The organism is Nonomuraea sp. NPDC048826, assembly GCF_043198225.1.
In the GTDB taxonomy this organism is placed as follows: Bacteria; Actinomycetota; Actinomycetes; order Streptosporangiales; family Streptosporangiaceae; genus Nonomuraea.
Map to the genome: position 1 here is coordinate 163,456 of NZ_JBICUQ010000001.1, position 19,647 is coordinate 183,102.

The following is a 19,647-nucleotide window of genomic DNA, read 5'->3' on the forward strand; positions in this document are numbered from 1 at the left end:
GGCCTTCGGCGGTGATCGCCGCGTGGCCCTGCTCCCATGGGGCGGGTCGGCGGCACCGAACGGCCGGTGCGTGTCGCGCGCAGGTTGATCGGCGGGCCATCAAGGGCGGTAACGAGGGGTCAGGCACCGTCACTCAGGACCGGCCTTCCACGCAGCTCAGCACCCTGGTGGATTGTGCTCCACGCACTCCCGAGCTGACCGCACGGGTGCGATTTCCGTCACCCGCTCCACGCTCGAAGGCCCGGACACGGGACGCTGAGGCAGACACGAGCTCTGATCGTTTGAGACGATCTGCGGTCCCTATCGCGAGCGGTCTCATGGACAGCGCATACTGGAGGGGATGAAACAAGCCAGCGGTGCGTCCCATCGCCACCTGCCCACAAGCCCCTTCAAGCCTCCGCCTCCCGCTCCGCCTGTCGAGCGGTTCAGCGTCAACGACCAAGTGACTCATGATCGGTATGGTCTCGGTGTCGTGATCGCTGTAGAAGACGAGATCGCCGTGCTCGTCGATTTCAAATCGAGGCAGGAACGAATCACCACACCGTTCAACAAGCTGTACAGGCTCTGAGGCGCCCGCCACAGAGAGAAGCACGCAACGCGAGCGTTCCTCCGCCCAGCTCGGCCGGGCCTTTCTTCGGTATGCCTGCCTGCTCCTGAGGTGATCCTCTGGGCCGAGCAGCATGCAGGCGATGGCGTACGGGCCAGGTTCCGTTGCCGGCGTCAGAGCAGTGATCAAGCGACGGCGTAGCATGCCGCCGTACGGCCCCGGCCGCCGACCTGCCGCGCGTCCGGAGAGCCCGTCCGTGATGAGCAGCGCCGCCGCGAGGGTCGGCAAGAGGAGGCGGCCGTTCTCACGCGCGACGCGAGCGGGCAGCCATGCATGGCCGCCAGGCTTGATCGCCTCGGGTCAGATCTTGGCGGGAGCGCACCTCCCATGGCGGACCCGTACCCGCTTACGAAGCCAACGCGTCAGTGATCGGATTGATGACGGCGCGCCCAGACGCCGGCCTTCTTGCCTTTCACCCAGACGGGTGGCGACCACATGCACGGTTCATTCTGTTCTCCGATGGTGCTCACCGTGCTCCCGAGGGGCGAGATCTCGAAGTAGCCGTCATAGAAGGGATCGGCGAAGTCGCGGCCGATCGACTCCGCGAGCCATGACGCGAAGGTGATGTTCCGGCCGACAACGCCACCGGCCCAGGTCGGGATGTGCGTCCCGAGCCTGGGGCACTGGTCAGCCGGAGAACAGGTCGTGGTTTCTCCGCACGAATTCCTGCATGGAGGTCGCCGGGCGACCTGTCACCGCCTCGATCGTCGTGAAGATGTCGTCTGGTTCGTCCAGGGAGCCGTTGCGGGTGCGCTCGAAGACGTTGCGGACGCATGCCATGTAGACGGGGTCGGCCCCGGCCGCGACCATGCTTTCGTAGAACGCCTGCGGTTCCGCCGGCTCGTACCGCCACGGCCGTCCGGTGGCCTTCCCCAGCAGTTCGGTGATCTCCCTGAGCGACGCGGACTCGGAGGCCAGGTCGTACGCGCGCCCAGCGTGTGGTTCCGGATCGCACAGTACGGTGGCCGCGACCTCGGCGATGTCCGTGACGTCCACCCAGTTCGGCCGCGCCTCACCGACGAAGTGCCGGAGAACGCCCGGCGCGGTGACGCTCAGCCGCAGGTTCTGCATGAAGGCGGCGGGCCGCAGGTGCGTGTAACGCAGGGACGAGCGTTCGATGTAGGCCTCCACGAGCTGGTGCCACGCGAAATGGACGATGGTGGTGTCCTCGGTCGCCGACACCCCGACATGGGTCACATAGGAGACGCCTTCGGCCTTCGCCGCGTCCACGGCCGCCTTGGACTGGGCCAGCATCCTCACGTCGTAACCCGTGATCAGCATCAGCCGGTCGACGCCCGCGAACGCCGGTCGTACCGCCTGCAGCCCTCCGGTCTCGGCCTCGTCCAGATCAAGACGACGTACGTCGACTCCCTCCTTCCGTAACCTGTCCGCTGCGTCCGGACGGCGGGTGGTGACCACCAGGCGCAGGAGTCCCTTGCGGTGATCGGGAAGAAGCTTGTCGACGAGTGCGGAGCCGATCGCTCCGGTGGCCCCCATGACGAGAACGGTCGCCGGTGCCATGTCTCCTCCATCTTCGGGTGCGGGGTCTTCGGAAGGGAACGTAAGGCCTCACGTCAGCGTGAGGGTCAAGCGCCTAGGATCACCGGCATGCGGATCGGTGAGCTGGCGCGGCGCACCGGTGTGAGCGTGCGGGCGCTGCGCTACTACGAGGAGCAGGACCTCCTGGTGCCGGCGCGGACGGCCAACGGGTACCGCGAATACACCGAGGCGGCCGTGGACGTGGTCAGCTGCATCCAGCTGCTGTACGCGGCGGGGCTGTCGAGCGCCAAGGTCGCCGAGGTCCTGCCGGCGGCGTGCCGTGACGCCAACGGGGTCGTGTTGTCCGGCGAACTGACCGGAGAGCTCGAGGCGGTGCGGGGCCGGCTGGTCGCCGAGATCGAGGAGCGTCAGGCGTCGCTGCGCCTGCTCGACGAGGTGATCGACGCCGCGTGCTGGGACGGTGCGACCCGTTCAGACCGAGCCCGCCAGGCGTGACCGGCCTGCGATCCAGAAGCGAGGGAAAGGCGGCCGCGTCCAGCTGAGCGGGTCGTTCAGCCATAGAGTGCGTTGGCCAGCACTGTGCCCGCCCCGATCGCCAGCGGCCATAGCGGCAGAAGCCAGAGCGCCACTACGCGCGCTCTGAGTCGCCGTCGGGGAATCAGCGAGATCAACGATCCCAGCAACGTGCATCCGAGAGGGGCGAACAGCCACGCGGAGAAGAAGACGCTGCTCCTGGCTCTGAGAGAAGCGCATGCGCCGGTCTCGTCGTCCGCCGAAGGACCGAAACCGCAGGCTTCGGTCTCTAGAGAGGAGAACGACTCTACAGCCCTGGAACGGGCGGCTCCCGCACCGAACCGAGCGGGCGCCCGGCACGCCGGGTGGCAAGGGTCAGGCGTGTTCGACGGCCCAGGCGCAGATGGCCGCGAGGGGTTCCTGCAGGGACTTGCCGAGATCGGTGAGGGCGTACTCGACGTGCTGCGGCGCGGTCTCCTTGTACACGTCACGGGTGATGAGCCCGTCCGCCTCCATGCCGCGCAGCGTCTCGGTCAGCACCTTCTGGGTGATACCGGGCAAGCGGTGGCGTAGCCGAGCGGGACGCTGCGGGCCGTCCATCAGGGCGTAGATCAGCAGGATCCGCCACTTGGCCGCGAGCCGTTCCAATGCCTGGCGGGTGGCGCACGACTCCTCCAGCACGTCAGGGATCACCAGGTCCACGGGCGCCTCCGGCCAGAGGTAAGGGCACTTCGAAGTGCCTTCTGGGAGGCGGGCGTCCCGGCCCGTACGTTCGACAGCACCGCGAACGTACGGAAGAGAGACATCCACCCATGACGGACTTTCAGTGTCATGTCTACACCGCCGCAGAGCCAGGGATCTTCGCCAACAGCTACCTGCTGGAGACGGACGACGGCGTCGTGCTGATCGACGCGAACCTGCTGGTGGCCGATGCCGAGGCCCTGGCCGCCCGCCTCGCCGCGCTGCGCAAGCCGCTGCTGGCCGCTTTCGTGACCCATCCGCACCCCGACCACTTCAACGGGCTGCCGTACGTGGTGCCCGAAGACGTCCCGGTGTACGCCACCGCGGCGGTCGCCAAGGAGATCGAACAGAGCGCCGACGCGAAGCGGGAGCAATGGCAGCCTGTGTACGGCGACCAGTGGCCCGACCGCTACCGGGTGCCTGAGCACCTGCTCGCAAGCGGCGACGGCGTCGACGTCGGAGGCCTGCGGGTGACCGTGCGCGACCTCGGCCCGGCCGAGAGCCACGCCGACTCCTGCATCGTGGTCGGGGGCGGCGGCCGGCGCGCCGCGTTCATCGGGGATCTGGCATTCGGGTCGATGCACGCGTACCTGAGCGACGGCCACTCCGGGCACTGGCTGGCGGCCCTCGACCGGATCGCTCGCGACCTGCGAGGGGTGCGGCTGTTCCCCGGTCACGGGCCGTCCGGCGACGCGTCCATGCTGGACGCGCAACGCCGGTATCTGATGATGTACCGGGAAACGATCAGACGGCTCGCCCGCGGGGCCAACGGTCTCACCGACGACGACAAGCAGGAGCTCACGCGGACCATGGCGCGATTCTCGCCTGACGCGCGGCTGGACTGGCTGGTCGGGCTCGGCGCGGACGCCGTCGCCGCCGAACTGGCCGCCGAGGACCGCGCACCGGAGCGAGGGACGCGGCCGTGAAGATCGGAGTCCTGGGCACGGGAGAGGTCGGCCGCCGGCTCGCCTCCAAGCTCGCCGAACTCGGCCACCAGGTGACACTCGGCTCCCGCACGGCGGACAATCCGGTCGCCGCCGCCTGGGCGCGCGAACACCAAGGGAACCACGACACCTTCGCCGGCGCCGCCGCCCACAGCGAACTCGTCGTCAACGCCACCGGCGGGCTCGTGGCACTCGCCGCCCTGAACGCCGCGGGGACCGCCAACCTCGACGGCAAGATCGTGGTGGACGTGTCCAACCCGCTGGACTTCTCGTACGGCTTCCCGCCCCGGCTGGTCGTGCCCGCGGCGGGGAGCGTCGCCGAGCAACTGCAGCAAGCCTTCCCTCGCACCCGCATCGTCAAGACGCTCAACACGATGCACCACACCCTGATGACCGACCCGGCGCAGGTCCCGGGGCCGCACAACGTGTTCGTGTGCGGAGACGACCAGGCGGCCAAGGTGGAGGTCGCGGATCTGCTGAAGTCGTTCGGCTGGGCCGATCGGCAGATCCTCGACCTCGGCGGGTTGTCCGCCGCCCGCGGCGTGGAGCCTCTGGTACTGCTGTGGATATCCCTCAGCAGCACCCTGCAGACCTCGGACTTCAACGTCGCGATCCTGCGCTGACGTGACTTCGGCCGCCCATACCGACATCGGATCGGTGGATCTTATGGAGGCTTCGATGCCCCGTGGATCCTGTGAGCGCGACCGCCGCCGTTCCGTACGGCATCATGCGGGATGTGACCCACCCCAGTATCGAGGAGATCCGCCAGCGCAAGCGATGGGTCTTGTCCGTGATGGCGGAGCAGGGCGGAGACCGCCTGAACCTACCGCCACGCGATCAGCCGTACACGTGCCCGTGCTGCTTCCACCCCACCCTTCGGTACCGAGGTGGCTTGGGGTATTGCAAGGAATGCGATTGGGAGGACGACGGCCAGGATGATCACAACGCCGATGTCGTCATCGGTGGCCCCAACGGGTCGGACAGCTTGACCGTGGCCCGGCGGCGCTACCGCGATCTGCACGGGCTGCCGCCGCTGAACCTGTGACGGCAACGACCCGGAGGAAGGCAACCAGCGCCCACCCGGCAGCGTGGACCTCCGCCGGCCGGGGCCGATTCATCAGTCCATCCAGTGGAACCAAGCGTCGAAAACGTTGTACGGCGGGTTGCCGAGAAAGGTCTCCACCTGAAGTCCGGCCTCCAACGGCAAGCCGAGGACCTGGGAGTCGAGCAAGGCGATGTCGTGCCGTTCCAGCACCTGGCCGATCTGCCGATGCTCCTCCTCCCATCCCGGAAGAGCGGTATCCGTGACCAGCGACAGCTGCGGCAGGCCGCGACTGCCGGCGCCGTCGGGCCCCGACGACCGGATGTCGCACGTGAAGAGTGCCGCCAGCGGGGCGAGTCGGCACAGTGCCAGGGGCAACCCTTCGACGTCGGTCCAGCCGTTCTCGGAACGGCGCGTCGATCCGTCGCGCCTGGTGATGAAGACATCGACGTAGGACGCGTATCCGGAGCCGTAATGCCCGAACTCGACCCCAAGAACGCTCAACGCCGGCATGCGGTCGAGATCGGCGACGACCCACCGGAGGAACCCCTCAACAGAGGCAGTCCCACCGGCCCACGCTCCGGCCGCGCTTGCCGGTTGATCGTTGGCGGCGCGTCGGAGAGCTGCCGGGTCGGCCGCCAGTTCCCTGCTCACGGGTTCACTCCTCGGTCCGGGATCCTTCGCATGGGCCGTGAACACCGCCCGCTCCGCCGGCGTTCGTGGAGCCGTGGTCATGGGTCAGATCGGGCCCAGGGCCTCTTCTGTGCCGATGTTCAGTTCCAGGGTTTCCAGGACGGTGAGGAGTTGTCGTTCCTCGTAGCGGAAGTGGTTCTCCATGAGAGCCGCGATGCCCTCCAGGTGACGGTCGAGTTCGGCTGGTGTGGCCGAGCGTTCGACCGCGGTGCGGAGGCCGGAGAGCAGGTAGGCGAGCATGGAGTGGTCCTGTTCGAGGCGGCGCAGGACGGGGGCGAGGTGGGGGTGGGCGGCTTCGATGGCGGGGAAGAGTGTGCGGTCTTCGCCCTGGTGGTGTCCGTCGAGTGCGGTGCAGAAGCCGTGGCAGTAGAGCAGCAGGTCGCGGGTGGCGCTCTCGCCCGGGGCGCCGTCGTCGAGGGCGGCGCGGGTGATGGCCAGGGCGTCGCGCAGGCGGGCGTGCACGCGGCGCAGTTCGTGGCTCCAGGCGATCAGCCTGGTGGTTTCGCGGTCAGTCACGGAAGACTGAAGGATGTGACGAGGGCATCGTCGAGCTCCTTCGATCCGGCGCCTCCATGCCTGACACGGTCTGCCACCGGCACGCGACGCTGACACCAGGATACCGTAAAGATCACCTCATCGCTCCGGCGGGCAGGCGGGATTCGAGGTCCCGCCAGGCGACGCCTTCGCGCATCCCCTTACGCACCTGCACCAGGGCTCGGGGCCAGTTGACGACCACGGCGCCGCGGAGCCGGTCGCGGTCGTCCGCGTAGAGGGCCGCGAACCCCCGAGCGGCCGCCGGGTCGCCCAGCACGGTGGTGGCCGTGGGGCCGGAGGCGTCGCCGATCACCTGGATCTTCCAGTGGTGCTGGTCGCTCCAGACGTAGTCGACGGGCTGGTACGGGCGCGGCGCCTCCGGGTCGAGGAGGTTGTGGGCGACGCAGGCGGCCTGGTCGACCGCGTTGGTCCAGTGTTCGGCGCGGACGTACCGTCCTCGTACGAGGTCGAGCCGGCGGGCGACGTCGCCGACCGCGTAGACGTCGGTCGTCCCGAGGGCTCGGCCGTACTCGTCGCAGACCAGGCCGTCGTCGAGCTTGAGGCCCGACGTGGCCAGCCAGGCGTCGTTGGCGGCGGCGCCGATGCCGGCGACCACGGTCGCGGCCGGGAGGTCGGTGCCGTCGTCCAGGGTCACCGTCAGCCGCCCCTTGGTCCCCGAGACGCCGGACACCCCGGCGTCCATCAGGCATCGGACGCCCGCGGCCTCGTGCAGAGACAGCACCGCCCGGGCGACGTCGGGGCTCAAGGCCCTGCTCAGGGGGAGCGGCAGGGGGTCGATCAGCGTGACGTCGAGGCCGAGCCGGCGTCCTGTGGAGGCGATCTCGGCCCCGACGAAGCCGGCGCCGATCACCACCAGGGGGCCGCCGGCGGCGAGGTCGCGACGCAGGGCGACCGCGTCGGCCAGGGTGCGGACGACGTGCACGTCGTCGTTCCACGGCGGGCGGCGGGCCACGCCGCCGGTGGCGACCACGACCTGGTCGTAGCCGATCGAGGTTCCGTCGTCGAAGGAGACCACGCGGGCCTCCGGATCGAGACCGACGGCGCGGAGGCCGAGACGCAGGTCGATGCGGGCCGCGGCGGCCTGGTCCGGGGTCAGCAGGCGGATGCCGTCCGGGGTCGCGGCACCGGTCAGCAGGGCCTTGCTGAGCGGCGGCTTGTCGTAGGGCGCCTCCGCCTCCAGGTCGACGAGGACGATCTCGCCCGCGTACCCGTCGGCGCGCAGTGCCTGCGCCGTGCGGACGCCCGCGACGGAGGCCCCGACGATCAGGACGCGTGTCATGCGCCGGTCACCCTGAGCGCGGAGACCGGGCAGCTGCGCACCGCCTCCTCGACGCGCCTGCGGTCCTCGTCCGGCACCTCGGTCCTGAGGAGCACGACGACCCCGTCGTCGTCGATGTCGAAGTAGCGGTCGGCGCCGACGACGCAGTTGGCGTAGCCCTGGCACGCTTCCAGGTCGGCTTCTACGGCTGCCACGTGTATCACTCCTAGGGAAGAAGGTCGTCCGTCACCTGATGCGGATGCCGCCGTCGGAATGGGCGACGTCCCCGGTGACGCCCCGGGCTCGCCGGGAGGCCAGGTAGACGTAGCTCCAGGCGTGGTCCGTCCCCGACATGGCGATGCCCAGGGGGACCCGTCCGGCGAGTTCGGCCGCCCGGCCCGGCGTGTCGTTCAGCCGTCGGTCGTTCAGGCCGAGGGTGGAAAGGCCACGCAGGTCGGTGTTCATGGTTCCGCCGGGCGCGACCGCGTTGACCCGGATGTCGGGCGCGAGTTCGTGGGCCAGCGCGGTGACGAGGCCGCGTACGGCGTGTTTCGAGCTGACGTACAGCACGCCGCCGCGTCCGGGGTAGTAGGCGGAGGTCGACTCGGTCAGGATCACCGAGCCGCGCGTCTTGCGGAGCTCGGGCAGTGCGGCCTTCACCGCGTGGAGGTTGCTCTTGACGTTGACGGCGAAGATCTCGTCGAAGGCGTCGTCGATCTCGTCCGCGTCGAGGTCCGTCAGCCCCCGGTAGAAGTCGAAGATCCCGACGCAGCTGACCAGGACGTCGAGGCCGCCGAACTGGTGGACCGCGTCGCGTACCGCGGCCTGGTTGTCGGCGGGAACGGTCGCGTCCCCGACGGTCACGGGCACGTCGGGCAGCTCCGTCGCGAGCAGGCCGGCCTTGGCCGGGTCGCGTTCGAGCACGGCGACTCGGGCGCCTTCCGACAGGAAGGCGGCGACGACGGCGCGGCCGATCCCGGATCCGCCGCCGACGACGAGCGCGCGCTGGCCGTCCATCCAGCCGGTCATGGGGTGTCCGCCAGCAGCGGGCTGAACGGATGCCCCACCATGGCGGACAGCGTCGCCGTGTTCTGCCAGGTCAGGGCTTCGAGTTCGAGCGGGTCGAGGGTGATCCACTGGCCGGTCTTCGGGGAGTCGATCAGCAGGCGCGTGCCGTTCCTGGTGCGCACGCACACGACGTGGATCTCGGCGAACTCGTTGGCGATCACGAGGGGGTCGCCGACCGCGTTGTCGAGGAGGCGCTGCCGCCGCTCGGCGGCCGCTTCCGCGGCGCGGCGGTCTTCCGTCTCGCCCTCCCAGGTCAGGCCGCTCACAGGAAGATCGCCAGGTTCTGCATGCGGATCACCGACTCGTCGGCGGAGATCAGCCTGCGGGCCAGCTTCCACGCGCCGTCACACCGTCGCAGCAGGTCCTCGCGGCCCGCCGAGACGAGGGCGGACTCGCCGACGTCGCCTCGGCTGCGGAACAGGAGTACGGCCGACTCGACGACGAGTTCGTCGTCCCGGTCGGTGGCGAAGGTCCGCACGTTGGTGACGAAGTGACGGAGCCGGGACGGCGGGTCCTCGGTCCAGGCGTGCTCGGTGGCGAACCGGGCCACTCTTTGGCGCAGGGAGTATCGGTTCTCGTCGAAGTGGGCCATGCCGGGGGCGGTGTCGTACCCGGCGCCCAGCGCCGTGGTCACCTTCACCGGCATGTAGTAGTGGATGTCCTCGGTCATCAGGTCCAGCCAGGCCGGGTAGTCCTGCTCGTCGAGGAGATAGGCCTCGTCGACCAGCCAGCGGTGGGCGGTGAGGTGCCGGGCGTCGTCGAAGGCGAGCGAGCGGCCCACCCGGGTCGTGGTCGAGGCGTGCTTGCCGAGGGGCGACTGGCGGGAGTCGACGCGGATGTGGTGGGGGTTCACCGACCGGCCTCCTGAAGGTCGTCGTCATCGGTGGCGAGGCGCGGCGAGGTGGGCGTGCCGACCTCGACGGGGGCGTGGCGGACGGCGGGGCGTTCCAGATGGTCGGCCCAGTCCCTGAGCAGGGACCGCTGGTTGTGCTCGCCGTAGCCGACCCTGGCCACCCCGGGGCCGGCGAACTCGTCGGGCGTCAGGGGAGGGACCACGGGGCTGTCGTCGGAGTGCAGGCCCATCCGGTTGTTGAGCAGCAGCCGCCGCGCCATCGACCCGGCGGCCGTGGTGGTGAGCGAGACCCAGTTCTCCACGTCGTCCTGCTCGAACATCCCGGTGCTGCCGAAGCACATGAGGTAGGCCTTGTAGGAGAGGGCCTTGAACTCCTCGGGCGCCTCCTTGTCCACGGCGAACCACGACAGCACCTCGGTCTCGTCCGCGCTGATCGGCTGCCACTGGCGGATCGAGATGAACGGGAGCACGTCGTCGGAGTCCTCGATCTTCGGCCAGTTGTGCACGAAACTGAGGTTGGGGAACACCGACGCCGCGGAGATCATGAAGCCGTTGTCGCCGATCACCGCCAGCTGCTCCGGCGACCAGTTCGCCTTCATCCGCTCGATCATGGCGTCCGGGTATCCGACGTACCGGAGCCGCTCGTCGAGGGTGCCCGGGGGCAGCTTGTACGTGGTGCCGCCGCCGCGTCCGGCCCAGTAGGTGCAGCCGTCCTTGCGCTTCTCCGCCTTGGGCTCACGGAAGAGGCCGATCTCCACGACGCTCGCGTGGGTCTGCGGCGTGTGGTACATGTCGCCGGCGAAGTTCTCGGCGCCGATCTTCCAGTTGGCCTTGACCCGCCAGCGCTGTGGCCCCCGCAGCTCGATGCCGCTCGCCGACTGCTTGGTGTAGTAGTCCAGATAGAACGTGAAGTCGCCGAGATACTCCCGGAGCGGCGGCGCGTCGGGGTCCAGGCTGATGAAGATCAGCCCGTTGTAGGTGTCGAGCGCGGGCGCCGGCAGCAGGGCCTGGCCCTTGCGGCGGAAGCCCGCCTCGCCGCCGTACGCCTCCTTGTGGAAGGGCAGGCCGACGATCCGGCCGTCGTTGCGGTAGGACCATCCGTGGTACGGGCAGCGGAAGTGCGTGGCGTTGCCCATCTCCGCGCGGCACACCTGCATGCCCCGGTGCAGGCACATGTTGAACATGACCCTGACGTCGCCGTCGTTGCCGCGGGCGACGATGAAGGAGTCCTCCAGCACGCGGCGCACGACGTAGTCGCCCGGCTCGGGCACCTCCGACTCGTGCCCCACGAACATCCACGCCCGGCTGAACAGCCGCTCCCTCTCCAGCTCGAAGATCTCGCGGTCGTTGTAGATGTGGGCGGGAGTCATCCCGCGTCTGACGTCGTCGAGGACGGTTCCATGATCACGCATGGTGGATGAGCCTCAGTTCCTAGTTCTGTCTATCAGAGGCATTCTCTACATATAAGAGTAGAACGGCAAGCCGTGCCGCGAACTTCGGCCCCGTCCCGGCGCGGCGGCGCCCGCGGAAGCACGTCGCCCGTCGCCGTTTCAGAGATATCCTCTGCACATGAGAATCTGTCGGCCGGTGGCTCGGCGGTTCTCGGCCTGATGAGGTGGCGGGGGGCGGCCACTTCCGTGTCGGGATGCTGCAAGAACGTGCACTGACGACCCGTGTGCGGGACGACCGCACACACGTGAGAGGAGGGCGGGGGAAACGGCTCGCGAGAGCACCGCGCCCCCGGACGAGAATGGCGGACAAGCAGCAGCCGGGGCGGCCCAAAGGAACCCCGCAATATCCCATCGAGTCCGTGGACAACGCGCTGCGGCTTCTCCTCTGGTTCCGCGACCACCGCCAGATCCGGCTGACCGACGCGAGCACGCATCTCGGGGTGGCGTCGTCGACCGCGCACCGGCTGCTGGCGATGCTGCAGTATCGGGGGTTCGTCCGGCAGAATCCCGCGACCCGCGCCTACGAGCCCGGGCCGGCGTTGAGCTCGGTGGCCTCCGCCATCGTCCGGCACGTCGACGTGCGCACGCGGGTGCGGCCGGTGCTGGAGCGGCTGAACAAGGAGTTCGGCGAGACGGTGCATCTCGCCCGGCTCGAAGGGCCCAGCGTCAACTTTCTCGACGCCGTGGAGAGCACGCGCGCGGTGCGGGTCAGCTCACGGGCGGGCACCGTGGTCCCGGCGCACGCGACCTCCAGCGGGAAGGCCATGCTGAGCCGCCTGCCGATCGAGGAGCTGCGCGAGCTCTATCCGAACGAGGACCTGGAGCCGGTCACCAAGAACACCATCACCACGAGAAGCGAGCTGGAGCCGGCGGTCGAGCAGGTCCGGCGGCGGGGCTACGCGACCAGCCAGGAGGAGAGCGAGGAGGGTGTCGCCTCCGTCGCGGTCGCGATCGAGAGCCCGAGCGGCACCCTTTTCTGCCTGAACGTGTCGGTGCCGACCTACCGCATGACGGCGACCCTGAAGAAGGAGATCGCCCAGTCGCTGAAGAACGCCGCCGAAGAGCTGAGCGCCGAGCTGGTCTGACCGGTTCCCAGGGCGTACGCGGCTCCTTGAACGGCTCTTCCCCGAAGGCGTAAGCTAGCGCTCGCTAAGTTGTGGAGCTGCCCCCGGCGGAGGTGCCGATTGGCCGTTGATCTTTCCCCGGAGCCGCATGTCGCCGAGCTGGCCCGCCGCACCGCCGCGTTCGTCCGCGCGGCCGTGGTGCCGGAGGAGGAGCGGTTCGGCGGTGTCGCCGCGGCCGGCGGCGAGCAGATGCGGCAGCGGCTGCAGGCGGCGGCGAAGGACGCCGGAGTGTTCGCGCCGCACGCGCCGGTCGAGTACGGCGGGCACGGGCTGGGCATGTGCGACCGCGCGCCGGTGTTCGAGGAGGCGGGCTGGTCGCTGTTCGGGCCCCTCGCGCTGAACATCGCCGCGCCGGACGAGGGCAACATGCACATGCTCGACGTGATCGCCACCGAGGCGCAGCGGGAGCGCTACCTCCGCCCGCTGGCGACCGGAGAGATACGGTCCTGCTTCGCGATGACCGAGCCGGCTCCCGGCGCGGGCTCGGACCCGGCGGCGCTGGCCACCCGGGCCGTGAAGGTCGCGGGCGGGTGGCGGATCGACGGCCGCAAGTGGTTCATCACCGGAGCCGACGGCGCGGCGTACACGATCTGCATGGCCCGCACCTCCGGGGAACCGGGGGACCGCGACGGCGCCACCATGTTCCTCGTCGACGCCGGCAATCCCGGGATGACCGTCAGCCGGCACATCGACACGATCGACGAGAGCTTCTTCGGCGGCCACTGCGAGGTCGTCTTCGACAACTGCGTGGTGCCGGACGACGCCGTGCTCGGCGGGGTCGACCGGGGGTTCGAGTACGCCCAGGTACGGCTCGGCCCGGCCAGGATGACGCACTGCATGCGGTGGCTGGGCATCGCCCGCCGCGCGCAGGACCTGGCCGTGTCCCGCGCCGCCGAGCGGCGGCTCTTCGGCGGCAGGCTCGGTGACCTCGGCATGGCACAGGGGATGATCGCCGACTCCGAGATCGACATCGCGGCGGCCCGGGCGCTCACCCTGCAGGCGTGCTGGGAGCTGGACCAAGGGCGCTCCGGGGCCCAGTCGACGGCGATCGCGAAGACGTTCACCGCCGAGGCGGTGTGGCGGGTGGTCGACCGGTCGCTGCAGATCTGCGGCTCGCTCGGCGTGTCGGGCGACGTCCTGCTGAGCCGGTTCCTGCGGGAGGTGCGGCCGTTCCGCATCTACGACGGGCCGTCGGAGACCCACCGGTGGGCCATCGCCAGGCGGGTGCTGCGTCAGCACGCGAAGCGCCAGGAGAACGCGGGATGAGCGGGTCGCCGCCGGGCCTGGATCTGCCGGCCCTGCAGCGGTTCTTCGACGCGCGGGTCCCTGACGCCGGGACGGTCCGGGCGGAGCTGATGCACGGCGGCCGCTCCAACCTGACCTACCGGGTGACCGACGGCACCCGCGCCTGGGTGTTGCGGCGGCCGCCGCTTGGCGGGCTCACGCCGTCGGCCCATGACATGGGGCGTGAGTACCGCGTCGTCGACGCGCTGCAGGACACCGCCGTGCCGGTGGCCCGCACGGTCGCGCTGTGCGCGGACGAGTCGGTGATCGGCGTGCCGTTCTCCCTGGTCGCGCACGTGGACGGCACGGTCGTCCGCAGCCGGGATGACCTCGCGCCCTACACGCGGGACGAGATCGAACGGTGCGCGTACGGCCTGGTGCGCACCCTCGCCGCGCTGCACGCGGTGCCGTACGCCGAGGTCGGGCTCGGTGACTTCGGCCGGCCCGAGGGATACCTGGGCCGTCAGGTGCGCCGCTGGCGCGACCAGTGGAGCCGGGTCGCAACCCGTGACCTGCCCGACGTGGACGCCCTGCACGCCCGCCTGGCGGAGGCCGTGCCCGGCGAGTCGGGGGCGTCCATCGTGCACGGCGACGCCCGGATCGACAACGCCATCCTCGACGCGGCCGACATCGGCCGCATCCGTGCCCTGGTCGACTGGGAGATGGCCACGCTCGGCGACCCCCTGGCCGACCTGGGGCTGCATCTGGTCTACCGCGACCCCGCGTTCGAGCCGGTCCTCGCCGCGGGGGCGGCCTCGGTGAGCGAGCGCATGCCCACGGCGGACGCGCTCGCCGAGTGCTACGCCCGCGCCTCCGGACGCGACCTCGGCGACCTCGGGTTCTACCTGGCCCTCGGCTACTTCAAGATCGCGGTGATCGCCGAGGGCATCCACGCCCGTCATCTTCAGGGCCTGACCGTGGGCCAGGGCTTCGACACGGTCGGGGCCGCCGTGCCCGCGCTCGCCGCGGCCGGTCTCCGTACGTTCTCAGGAAGGAAGGTCCCGTGACCGATCGCCCCACCGCCCTGGTGACCGGTGCCTCGCGGGGCATCGGGTTCGCCATCGCCACCCGCCTCGCGGAAGCCGGCTACGACCTGATCATGTGTGCCCGCCGGGCGGAGACCATGGCCGAGGCCGAACGGAGACTGTCGGCGACCGGCGCGCGGGTGCACGCCGTCCAGGCCGATCTCGCCGTGGAGGAGGACGTGCGGCGGCTGATCGGGGTGTGCCAGGAGAAGTGCGACCAGCTCGACGTGCTCGTGCTCGGAGCGGGCATCGGCACCGGGGGCCCGATCGAGGAGGTGCCGCTGCGCCACTTCGACAAGCTGTTCGCGGTCAACGTCCGCGCCCCGTACACGCTCGTACAGGCCCTGCTGCCCCTGCTCCGCAAGGGGGCGGCGGCGAACCCGCGGCAGGGCGCGAAGATCATCGCGCTGGCGTCGATCACCGGCGTCTACCCCGGACCCGAGCTCGCCGCGTACGGCGCCAGCAAGGCCGCCCTGGGGGCGCTCTGCCGGTCCCTCAACGCGGAGGTCTCGGCGTCCGGGGTGTCGGCCACGGTCATCAGCCCCGGCTTCGTCGACACCGACATGACCCAGTGGGTCCGCGACGAGGTCGACCCGGCCGGGATGATCACCACGGCCGACATCGCCGAGCTGGCGATGACCGTCACCCGGCTGTCCGTGAACGCGGTCGTACCGGAGATGGTCGTGACCAGGCCGGGCGGGCAGCTGCATCGGGCGTGACGCCGGTGGCTCCCGTGGTTTGCCAGACGCGGCGGGTCGATGAGAAGGTCTGTCTCCCGGCGTGACCTCGCGGTTCGGCGGGACGTGTGCACGGTGATCAACGACGGCCCTCTCGGCAGGCTGTGATGGCGAAGAAGAACGACGAGGCGACTCCCGCGCGCAAGGACTGGCGCCACTACGAGCCGATCGAGCTGACGCCCATCCTGACGCACGCGCTGGAGGCGTTCTACGAGCACGGCTTCCACGGCACCACCGTCCGCGACATCGCACGACGGGTCGGGGTGACCGTGCCGGCGCTCTACTACCACCATGCGAACAAGGAAGCCGTTCTCGTGACCCTGCTGGAGACCGCGACCAACGACGTGATCTGGCGGGCGAGCGCGGCGGCCGAGGAGAGCGGCGACGAGCCCGAGGCGCGGCTGGCCGACGTCATCGAGGCGGTCGTGCTGCACATGACCCACCGGGTCCGGCTGGCCGCGCTCGACTCCGAGCTGCGCTATCTCCGGCCGGAGAACCGCAGGCACTACGCGGCGACCCGCAAGAAGCTGGAGAGGCTGCTCACCGAGATCATCGAGGACGGGGCCGAGCGCGGGGCGTTCACGGTGACCGTGCCCGCCGAGACGGCCAGGGCGCTGCTGGGCATGTGCCAGTCGATCGCCACGTGGTACCACGACGGCGGCCCGCTACGACCGGAGGAGATCGCCGCGCGCTACGTCGACATCGCGCTGACGACCGTGGGCGTCCGGGGCCGGCCGTCACGCGGCGGCCCCGGACACTAGGAGCTCAGGCGCCGGTCGACCCTCAGGAGCACGGTGTTGACCACGGCCGCGACGATGACCGTCACCAGGACGATCGCGAAGAGCCGCGCCGGTTCCAGCGCCGCGTACGCCGCGCTGAGCTCCACCCCGAGACCTCCGGTCGAGCCGAAGTACTCCGAGATGACGACCGAGACGAACGCGATGCCGAAGCCGAGGCGCATGCCGACCAGGAGCAGCGGCAGCGACCAGCGCAGCCTGATCTTCACGGCCATCGACCAGGGCGTCAGCTCCACGCTGCGCCCGAGCCGGACCAGTGACGTCGGCGTCGTCCGCACGCCCGCGATCACGTTGACCAGGATCGGGAAGACGGCCGCCAGGAAGCCCATCGACATCTTGGCCGCGCCGCCCGCGCCGAACAACGTCAGCAGGATCGGCAGGAAGACGATCCGCGGGATGCTCCCGTACGCCTGCACGAGCGGGTCGAACACGCGGTAGGCGAAGTCGTTGACCGCGACGGCGTACCCGATCGGCACCCCCACCGCGAGGGCGAGGACGAACCCGCCGGCGACGTGCAGCAGGGTGTCGGCGGTGGCCTCGACGAGCCAGCCTTCCCCGAGCCCCCGCCACAGCGCCTCGACCGTGGCCGCGGGCGCCCCGAGGTGGCTCGACAGGAGCGACAGGAGCTGCCAGGCCACCAGGATCAGCGCCAGCCCGGCGAGGTGGAAGAGCGCGGCCGGCGCGGACGCGCCCGTCCGCCTGCCACGGGTCGCGGGTTCCGGCTTCGATGCCACGGTCATGTCGTCACGTCCCGGCGGAGAGAGCGTTCGATGCGCGTGAGAACGACGTTGACGAGGATCGCGAGGACGCACACCACGACGATGTTGGCGTACATGCGGTCCACCGCGAACGTGTGGTAGCTCTGCCCCACCCGGTACCCCAGCCCGGCGCTCGCCACGATGAACTCCATGCCGATCGTGGTCACCAGCGCCGCGAGGAATCCGACGCGCAACCCTGGGAAGATCAGCGGGATCGCCGCGGGGAGGTACACCTTCCGGTACGCCGCGCTCCTGCTGAGCAGCAGGGAGGTGGCGAGCCGCTGCAGCCCGCGGGGGATCGCGCCCAGCCCGGCCGTGGTGTTGAGCGCGACGGGCACCGTCGTCACGGCCGCCACGACGATGATCGTCGGACCCCGGTTGAGCCCGAAGATCGTCAGCAGTACGGGGTAGAAGACGAGCAGCGGCACCGACTGGAGCGCGACGAGATAGGTGCTGACGACCGCCTGGACGCGCCGGAGCCGGGCGACCACGATGCCGATGCCGATGCCCCCGGCCGCCCCGATCAGGAACCCGACGGCGAGCGTCGTCAGGGTGGCCGCGAGGTCGTTGACGGTCTCCGGGGTGCCGACGAGGTCGACGAGCTCGGCCGCGATGACGGAGGGGCGCGACCAGGTGAGCGGGTCGAGCACGCCCACCGCTGCGCCGGCCTCCCAGAGCGCGAAGAACCCGACGACGAGGGCGGTCTGCGTGGCCGGCACCTGCCAGTCGGCGCGCGGCGGACCGTCTCGCCGCGCGCGGGGCGGGGCGCTCAATCCGCGCTCCCCACGAGCTGCCGGTTGGCCTCGTCGCGCAGCAGCTTCCAGATGATGCCGTTGAGCTCCTGGAACCGGGGATCGAGCGGGAGATCTTCGCCGCGCGGGCGCGGGATGTCGATCACCACGCGCTCCTTGATGCGCGCCGGGCGCTGCGACATCACCCAGACCTCGTCGGACAGGGCGATCGCCTCGGGGATGTCGTGCGTCACGAACAGGACGCTGCACCGGATCCGTTCCCAGATCTTGGTGAGCTCGGTCCCCATCATCATGCGCGTCTGCTGGTCGAGGGCGCCGAACGGCTCGTCCATGAGCAGGATCTCCGGATCCACCGCGAGCGCGCGGGCGATCGCGACCCGTTGCCGCATGCCGCCGGACAGATCCCCGGGGTGCTTGTCGGCGAACCCGTCGAGCCCGACCAGGTTGATCAACGAGTCGGCCCGGTCCCGGCGCTCCTTCTTCCCGACGCCCGCGGCCTCCAGCCCGAAGGCGATGTTGTCCCGCACCGTGCGCCACGGCAGCAGAGCGGCTTCCTGGAACACCATGGCCGTCGTCCGGCGCGGTCCGCGGATCTCCTCGCCGTTCAGCCGGGCCGAGCCCGAGGTGGGGGCCAGCAGCCCGCCCGCGATGTCGAGCAGCGTGCTCTTGCCGCATCCGCTGGGGCCGATCACCGAGACGAAGCGGCCTTTCGGCACGGCCGCGGTGACGCCGACGAGCGCCTCGATGGTCCCGCTGGCGGTCCGGTACGTGAGAGCCGTGTCCTCGAAGGCGAGGACCGCTTCGTCCGAGGTCGTCACAGGCGCTCCAGAACGCTCGCGTCGAGCAGCCCGGACACGTCCGCCTGCTTGGTCAGGCCGAGGCTCACGGCCGCCTCCGCGGCCGACTTGACGCCCTGCTCGTTGATCTCGACCTGCCAGGCCTCCTTGGGCACCGAGGAGAGGGCCTCCTTGGCGACGGCCGCGTCGAGCTTCAGCGCGGGCCCCCAGATGGACGCGGCGCGCTCGACGTCGTCGGTGATCAGCGTGAGGGCCGAGCGCACGGCCTCCAGCCAGCGGAGCAGGCCGTCGCGGTTGGCGTCGAGCGCCTTCTGGGTGACGCAGACGCAGACGTCGGCCCAGCCCGGGTGGAGCTCGGCCGCGGTGATCGCGACCTTGCCGGCGCCGGTCGTGACGAGCTTGCTGGACGTCGGCGGGACGAGCGCGCCCAGGTCGACGATGCCCTGTTCGACGGACGGCCAGACCGAGGCGTAGTCGCCCACACTGACGACCTCGGCGTCCTCGCCCGGCTTGAACCCGCCCTTGGTGATGGCGAGGTTGGCGAAGAACTCCACCGGGCTGCCGGTGCCGGCGATCCCGATCTTCTTGCCCTTGAGGTCCTTCGGCGAGGTGATCGTGGTGTCGGGACGCCCGACGAAGACGACGGAGGCGGCGTTGAACCCGCCGCCGATGATGCGCAGGTCCTTGGCGCCACCCTGATAGGCGAGAACGGTGGAGATCGTGGCCGCCGACCCGAAACCGGATCCCCCGCGGATCGCCCGGATCGTCTCGGTGCCGCCGGAGAGGTGGACATTGGAGATGGACAGCTGGTGCTTGGCGTAGAACTCCTGGGCGGCGATCACGTAGGGCGCCGCGGACACGATCGACTCCAGCCCGGAGATCGCGGCCTGGCCGCCGAGGTCCGCGCTCCCGGCGCTCTTGGTCGACGCGTCGTTCGATGAGGTGCAGGCGGACAGCAGGGCGACACCGCCGATCGCTGCTCCGACGCGGAGGACTTCGCGCCTGCTGAGGCGGGAAATGCGCAGAGCGTCCCCTCGAAGATTCGCCATTGGGTCCTTCTCCTGTCTCAGGAAAGCCGAAGGAACTCGGATGCCTGATTGTTTCGGTTGCGGGAGGCTAACAGAATGGAATTCTGCTGTCCAGAGTAG

General features: G+C 70.2%; 24 protein-coding genes. 10 read left to right on the plus strand and 14 right to left on the minus strand.

Annotated features, from left to right (window positions below; genetic code table 11):
* Positions 1-340: 340 nt before the first annotated feature.
* Positions 341-568 (plus strand): hypothetical protein, encoded by a 228-nt coding sequence (locus ACGFI7_RS00910; protein ID WP_393397656.1) that lies wholly within the window; start codon positions 341-343, stop codon positions 566-568.
* Positions 569-1,234: 666 nt separating this feature from the next.
* Here the strand turns inward: ACGFI7_RS00910 and ACGFI7_RS00915 are convergent.
* On the minus strand, positions 1,235-2,128 hold the full coding sequence (locus ACGFI7_RS00915; RefSeq protein ID WP_393397658.1) for an NmrA family NAD(P)-binding protein: 894 nt from the start codon (positions 2,126-2,128) through the stop codon (positions 1,235-1,237).
* A gap of 87 nt (positions 2,129-2,215) precedes the next feature.
* Between ACGFI7_RS00915 and ACGFI7_RS00920 the strand changes: the two genes are divergently transcribed.
* Positions 2,216-2,602 carry a MerR family transcriptional regulator gene (locus ACGFI7_RS00920; RefSeq protein WP_393397660.1) on the plus strand — a complete coding sequence of 129 codons (387 nt, stop codon included), beginning with the start codon at positions 2,216-2,218 and terminating at the stop codon, positions 2,600-2,602.
* A 393-nt stretch (positions 2,603-2,995) separates the two neighbouring features.
* On the opposite strand, the gene ACGFI7_RS00925 is transcribed toward ACGFI7_RS00920, so the two are convergent.
* Positions 2,996-3,322, minus strand: a complete 327-nt coding sequence (locus ACGFI7_RS00925) for a winged helix-turn-helix transcriptional regulator (RefSeq protein WP_393397662.1) — start codon at positions 3,320-3,322, stop codon at positions 2,996-2,998.
* A gap of 110 nt (positions 3,323-3,432) precedes the next feature.
* Here ACGFI7_RS00925 and ACGFI7_RS00930 point away from each other — a divergent pair, with 110 nt between their 5' ends.
* From ACGFI7_RS00930 to ACGFI7_RS00940, 3 genes are all read left to right on the plus strand, one after another.
* Positions 3,433-4,287 (plus strand): MBL fold metallo-hydrolase, encoded by an 855-nt coding sequence (locus ACGFI7_RS00930; protein WP_393397664.1) that lies wholly within the window; start codon positions 3,433-3,435, stop codon positions 4,285-4,287.
* Positions 4,284-4,928 (plus strand): NADPH-dependent F420 reductase, encoded by a 645-nt coding sequence (locus tag ACGFI7_RS00935; protein ID WP_393397666.1) that lies wholly within the window; start codon positions 4,284-4,286, stop codon positions 4,926-4,928. Before ACGFI7_RS00930 ends, ACGFI7_RS00935 begins: the two co-directional genes overlap by 4 nt.
* Positions 4,929-4,999: 71 nt before the next feature.
* Entirely contained in the window at positions 5,000-5,350 is a 351-nt protein-coding gene (locus tag ACGFI7_RS00940; protein WP_393397668.1) for a CPCC family cysteine-rich protein, read from the plus strand.
* 72 nt (positions 5,351-5,422) lie between these two features.
* Here ACGFI7_RS00940 and ACGFI7_RS00945 read toward each other — a convergent pair whose 3' ends face one another.
* From ACGFI7_RS00945 to ACGFI7_RS00980, 8 genes are all read right to left on the minus strand, one after another.
* Positions 5,423-6,001: a hypothetical protein gene (locus tag ACGFI7_RS00945; RefSeq protein WP_393397670.1), complete on the minus strand. Its 579-nt coding sequence runs from the start codon at positions 5,999-6,001 to the stop codon at positions 5,423-5,425.
* An 84-nt stretch (positions 6,002-6,085) separates the two neighbouring features.
* Positions 6,086-6,556: a hemerythrin domain-containing protein gene (locus ACGFI7_RS00950; protein WP_393397672.1), complete on the minus strand. Its 471-nt coding sequence runs from the start codon at positions 6,554-6,556 to the stop codon at positions 6,086-6,088.
* A gap of 112 nt (positions 6,557-6,668) precedes the next feature.
* The gene (locus ACGFI7_RS00955; protein ID WP_393397674.1) at positions 6,669-7,874 is read right to left on the minus strand and encodes an NAD(P)/FAD-dependent oxidoreductase; all 1,206 of its coding nucleotides are present in this window, start codon (positions 7,872-7,874) and stop codon (positions 6,669-6,671) included.
* Positions 7,871-8,068 (minus strand): ferredoxin, encoded by a 198-nt coding sequence (locus tag ACGFI7_RS00960; protein WP_393397676.1) that lies wholly within the window; start codon positions 8,066-8,068, stop codon positions 7,871-7,873. Before ACGFI7_RS00960 ends, ACGFI7_RS00955 begins: the two co-directional genes overlap by 4 nt.
* A 31-nt stretch (positions 8,069-8,099) precedes the next feature.
* A complete protein-coding gene (hcaB, locus tag ACGFI7_RS00965; RefSeq protein ID WP_393397678.1) occupies positions 8,100-8,882 on the minus strand; it encodes a 3-(cis-5,6-dihydroxycyclohexa-1,3-dien-1-yl)propanoate dehydrogenase in 783 nt (260 codons plus the stop codon).
* Complete coding sequence (locus ACGFI7_RS00970) at positions 8,879-9,187, minus strand: hypothetical protein (protein WP_393397680.1); 309 nt, start codon at positions 9,185-9,187, stop codon at positions 8,879-8,881. The genes hcaB and ACGFI7_RS00970 overlap by 4 nt, the downstream gene beginning before the upstream one ends.
* Positions 9,184-9,774 carry a 3-phenylpropionate/cinnamic acid dioxygenase subunit beta gene (locus tag ACGFI7_RS00975; RefSeq protein WP_393397682.1) on the minus strand — a complete coding sequence of 197 codons (591 nt, stop codon included), beginning with the start codon at positions 9,772-9,774 and terminating at the stop codon, positions 9,184-9,186. The genes ACGFI7_RS00970 and ACGFI7_RS00975 overlap by 4 nt, the downstream gene beginning before the upstream one ends.
* A complete protein-coding gene (locus ACGFI7_RS00980; RefSeq protein ID WP_393397684.1) occupies positions 9,771-11,186 on the minus strand; it encodes a Rieske 2Fe-2S domain-containing protein in 1,416 nt (471 codons plus the stop codon). Before ACGFI7_RS00980 ends, ACGFI7_RS00975 begins: the two co-directional genes overlap by 4 nt.
* 398 nt (positions 11,187-11,584) lie before the next feature.
* Between ACGFI7_RS00980 and ACGFI7_RS00985 the strand changes: the two genes are divergently transcribed.
* The 5 genes from ACGFI7_RS00985 to ACGFI7_RS01005 all read left to right on the plus strand — a co-directional run bounded on the left by ACGFI7_RS00985 (position 11,585) and on the right by ACGFI7_RS01005 (position 16,156).
* The gene (locus ACGFI7_RS00985; protein WP_393397686.1) at positions 11,585-12,310 is read left to right on the plus strand and encodes an IclR family transcriptional regulator; all 726 of its coding nucleotides are present in this window, start codon (positions 11,585-11,587) and stop codon (positions 12,308-12,310) included.
* A 99-nt stretch (positions 12,311-12,409) separates the two neighbouring features.
* Positions 12,410-13,615: an acyl-CoA dehydrogenase family protein gene (locus ACGFI7_RS00990; RefSeq protein ID WP_393397688.1), complete on the plus strand. Its 1,206-nt coding sequence runs from the start codon at positions 12,410-12,412 to the stop codon at positions 13,613-13,615.
* Positions 13,612-14,640 (plus strand): phosphotransferase family protein, encoded by a 1,029-nt coding sequence (locus ACGFI7_RS00995; RefSeq protein ID WP_393397690.1) that lies wholly within the window; start codon positions 13,612-13,614, stop codon positions 14,638-14,640. Before ACGFI7_RS00990 ends, ACGFI7_RS00995 begins: the two co-directional genes overlap by 4 nt.
* Entirely contained in the window at positions 14,637-15,377 is a 741-nt protein-coding gene (locus tag ACGFI7_RS01000) for an SDR family oxidoreductase (RefSeq protein ID WP_393397692.1), read from the plus strand. Before ACGFI7_RS00995 ends, ACGFI7_RS01000 begins: the two co-directional genes overlap by 4 nt.
* Positions 15,378-15,502: 125 nt before the next feature.
* Positions 15,503-16,156, plus strand: a complete 654-nt coding sequence (locus ACGFI7_RS01005; RefSeq protein WP_393397694.1) for a TetR/AcrR family transcriptional regulator — start codon at positions 15,503-15,505, stop codon at positions 16,154-16,156.
* Here the strand turns inward: ACGFI7_RS01005 and ACGFI7_RS01010 are convergent.
* From ACGFI7_RS01010 to ACGFI7_RS01025, 4 genes are read right to left on the minus strand one after another with little or no spacing between them, the layout of a single operon-like run.
* Positions 16,153-16,932 (minus strand): ABC transporter permease, encoded by a 780-nt coding sequence (locus tag ACGFI7_RS01010; protein ID WP_393397696.1) that lies wholly within the window; start codon positions 16,930-16,932, stop codon positions 16,153-16,155. The genes ACGFI7_RS01005 and ACGFI7_RS01010 overlap by 4 nt on opposite strands.
* Positions 16,929-17,723, minus strand: a complete 795-nt coding sequence (locus ACGFI7_RS01015; protein WP_393397698.1) for an ABC transporter permease — start codon at positions 17,721-17,723, stop codon at positions 16,929-16,931. Before ACGFI7_RS01015 ends, ACGFI7_RS01010 begins: the two co-directional genes overlap by 4 nt.
* Entirely contained in the window at positions 17,720-18,520 is an 801-nt protein-coding gene (locus tag ACGFI7_RS01020) for an ABC transporter ATP-binding protein (protein ID WP_393397700.1), read from the minus strand. Before ACGFI7_RS01020 ends, ACGFI7_RS01015 begins: the two co-directional genes overlap by 4 nt.
* A complete protein-coding gene (locus ACGFI7_RS01025; RefSeq protein ID WP_393397702.1) occupies positions 18,517-19,548 on the minus strand; it encodes an ABC transporter substrate-binding protein in 1,032 nt (343 codons plus the stop codon). Before ACGFI7_RS01025 ends, ACGFI7_RS01020 begins: the two co-directional genes overlap by 4 nt.
* Between the last annotated feature and the right edge of the window lie 99 nt (positions 19,549-19,647).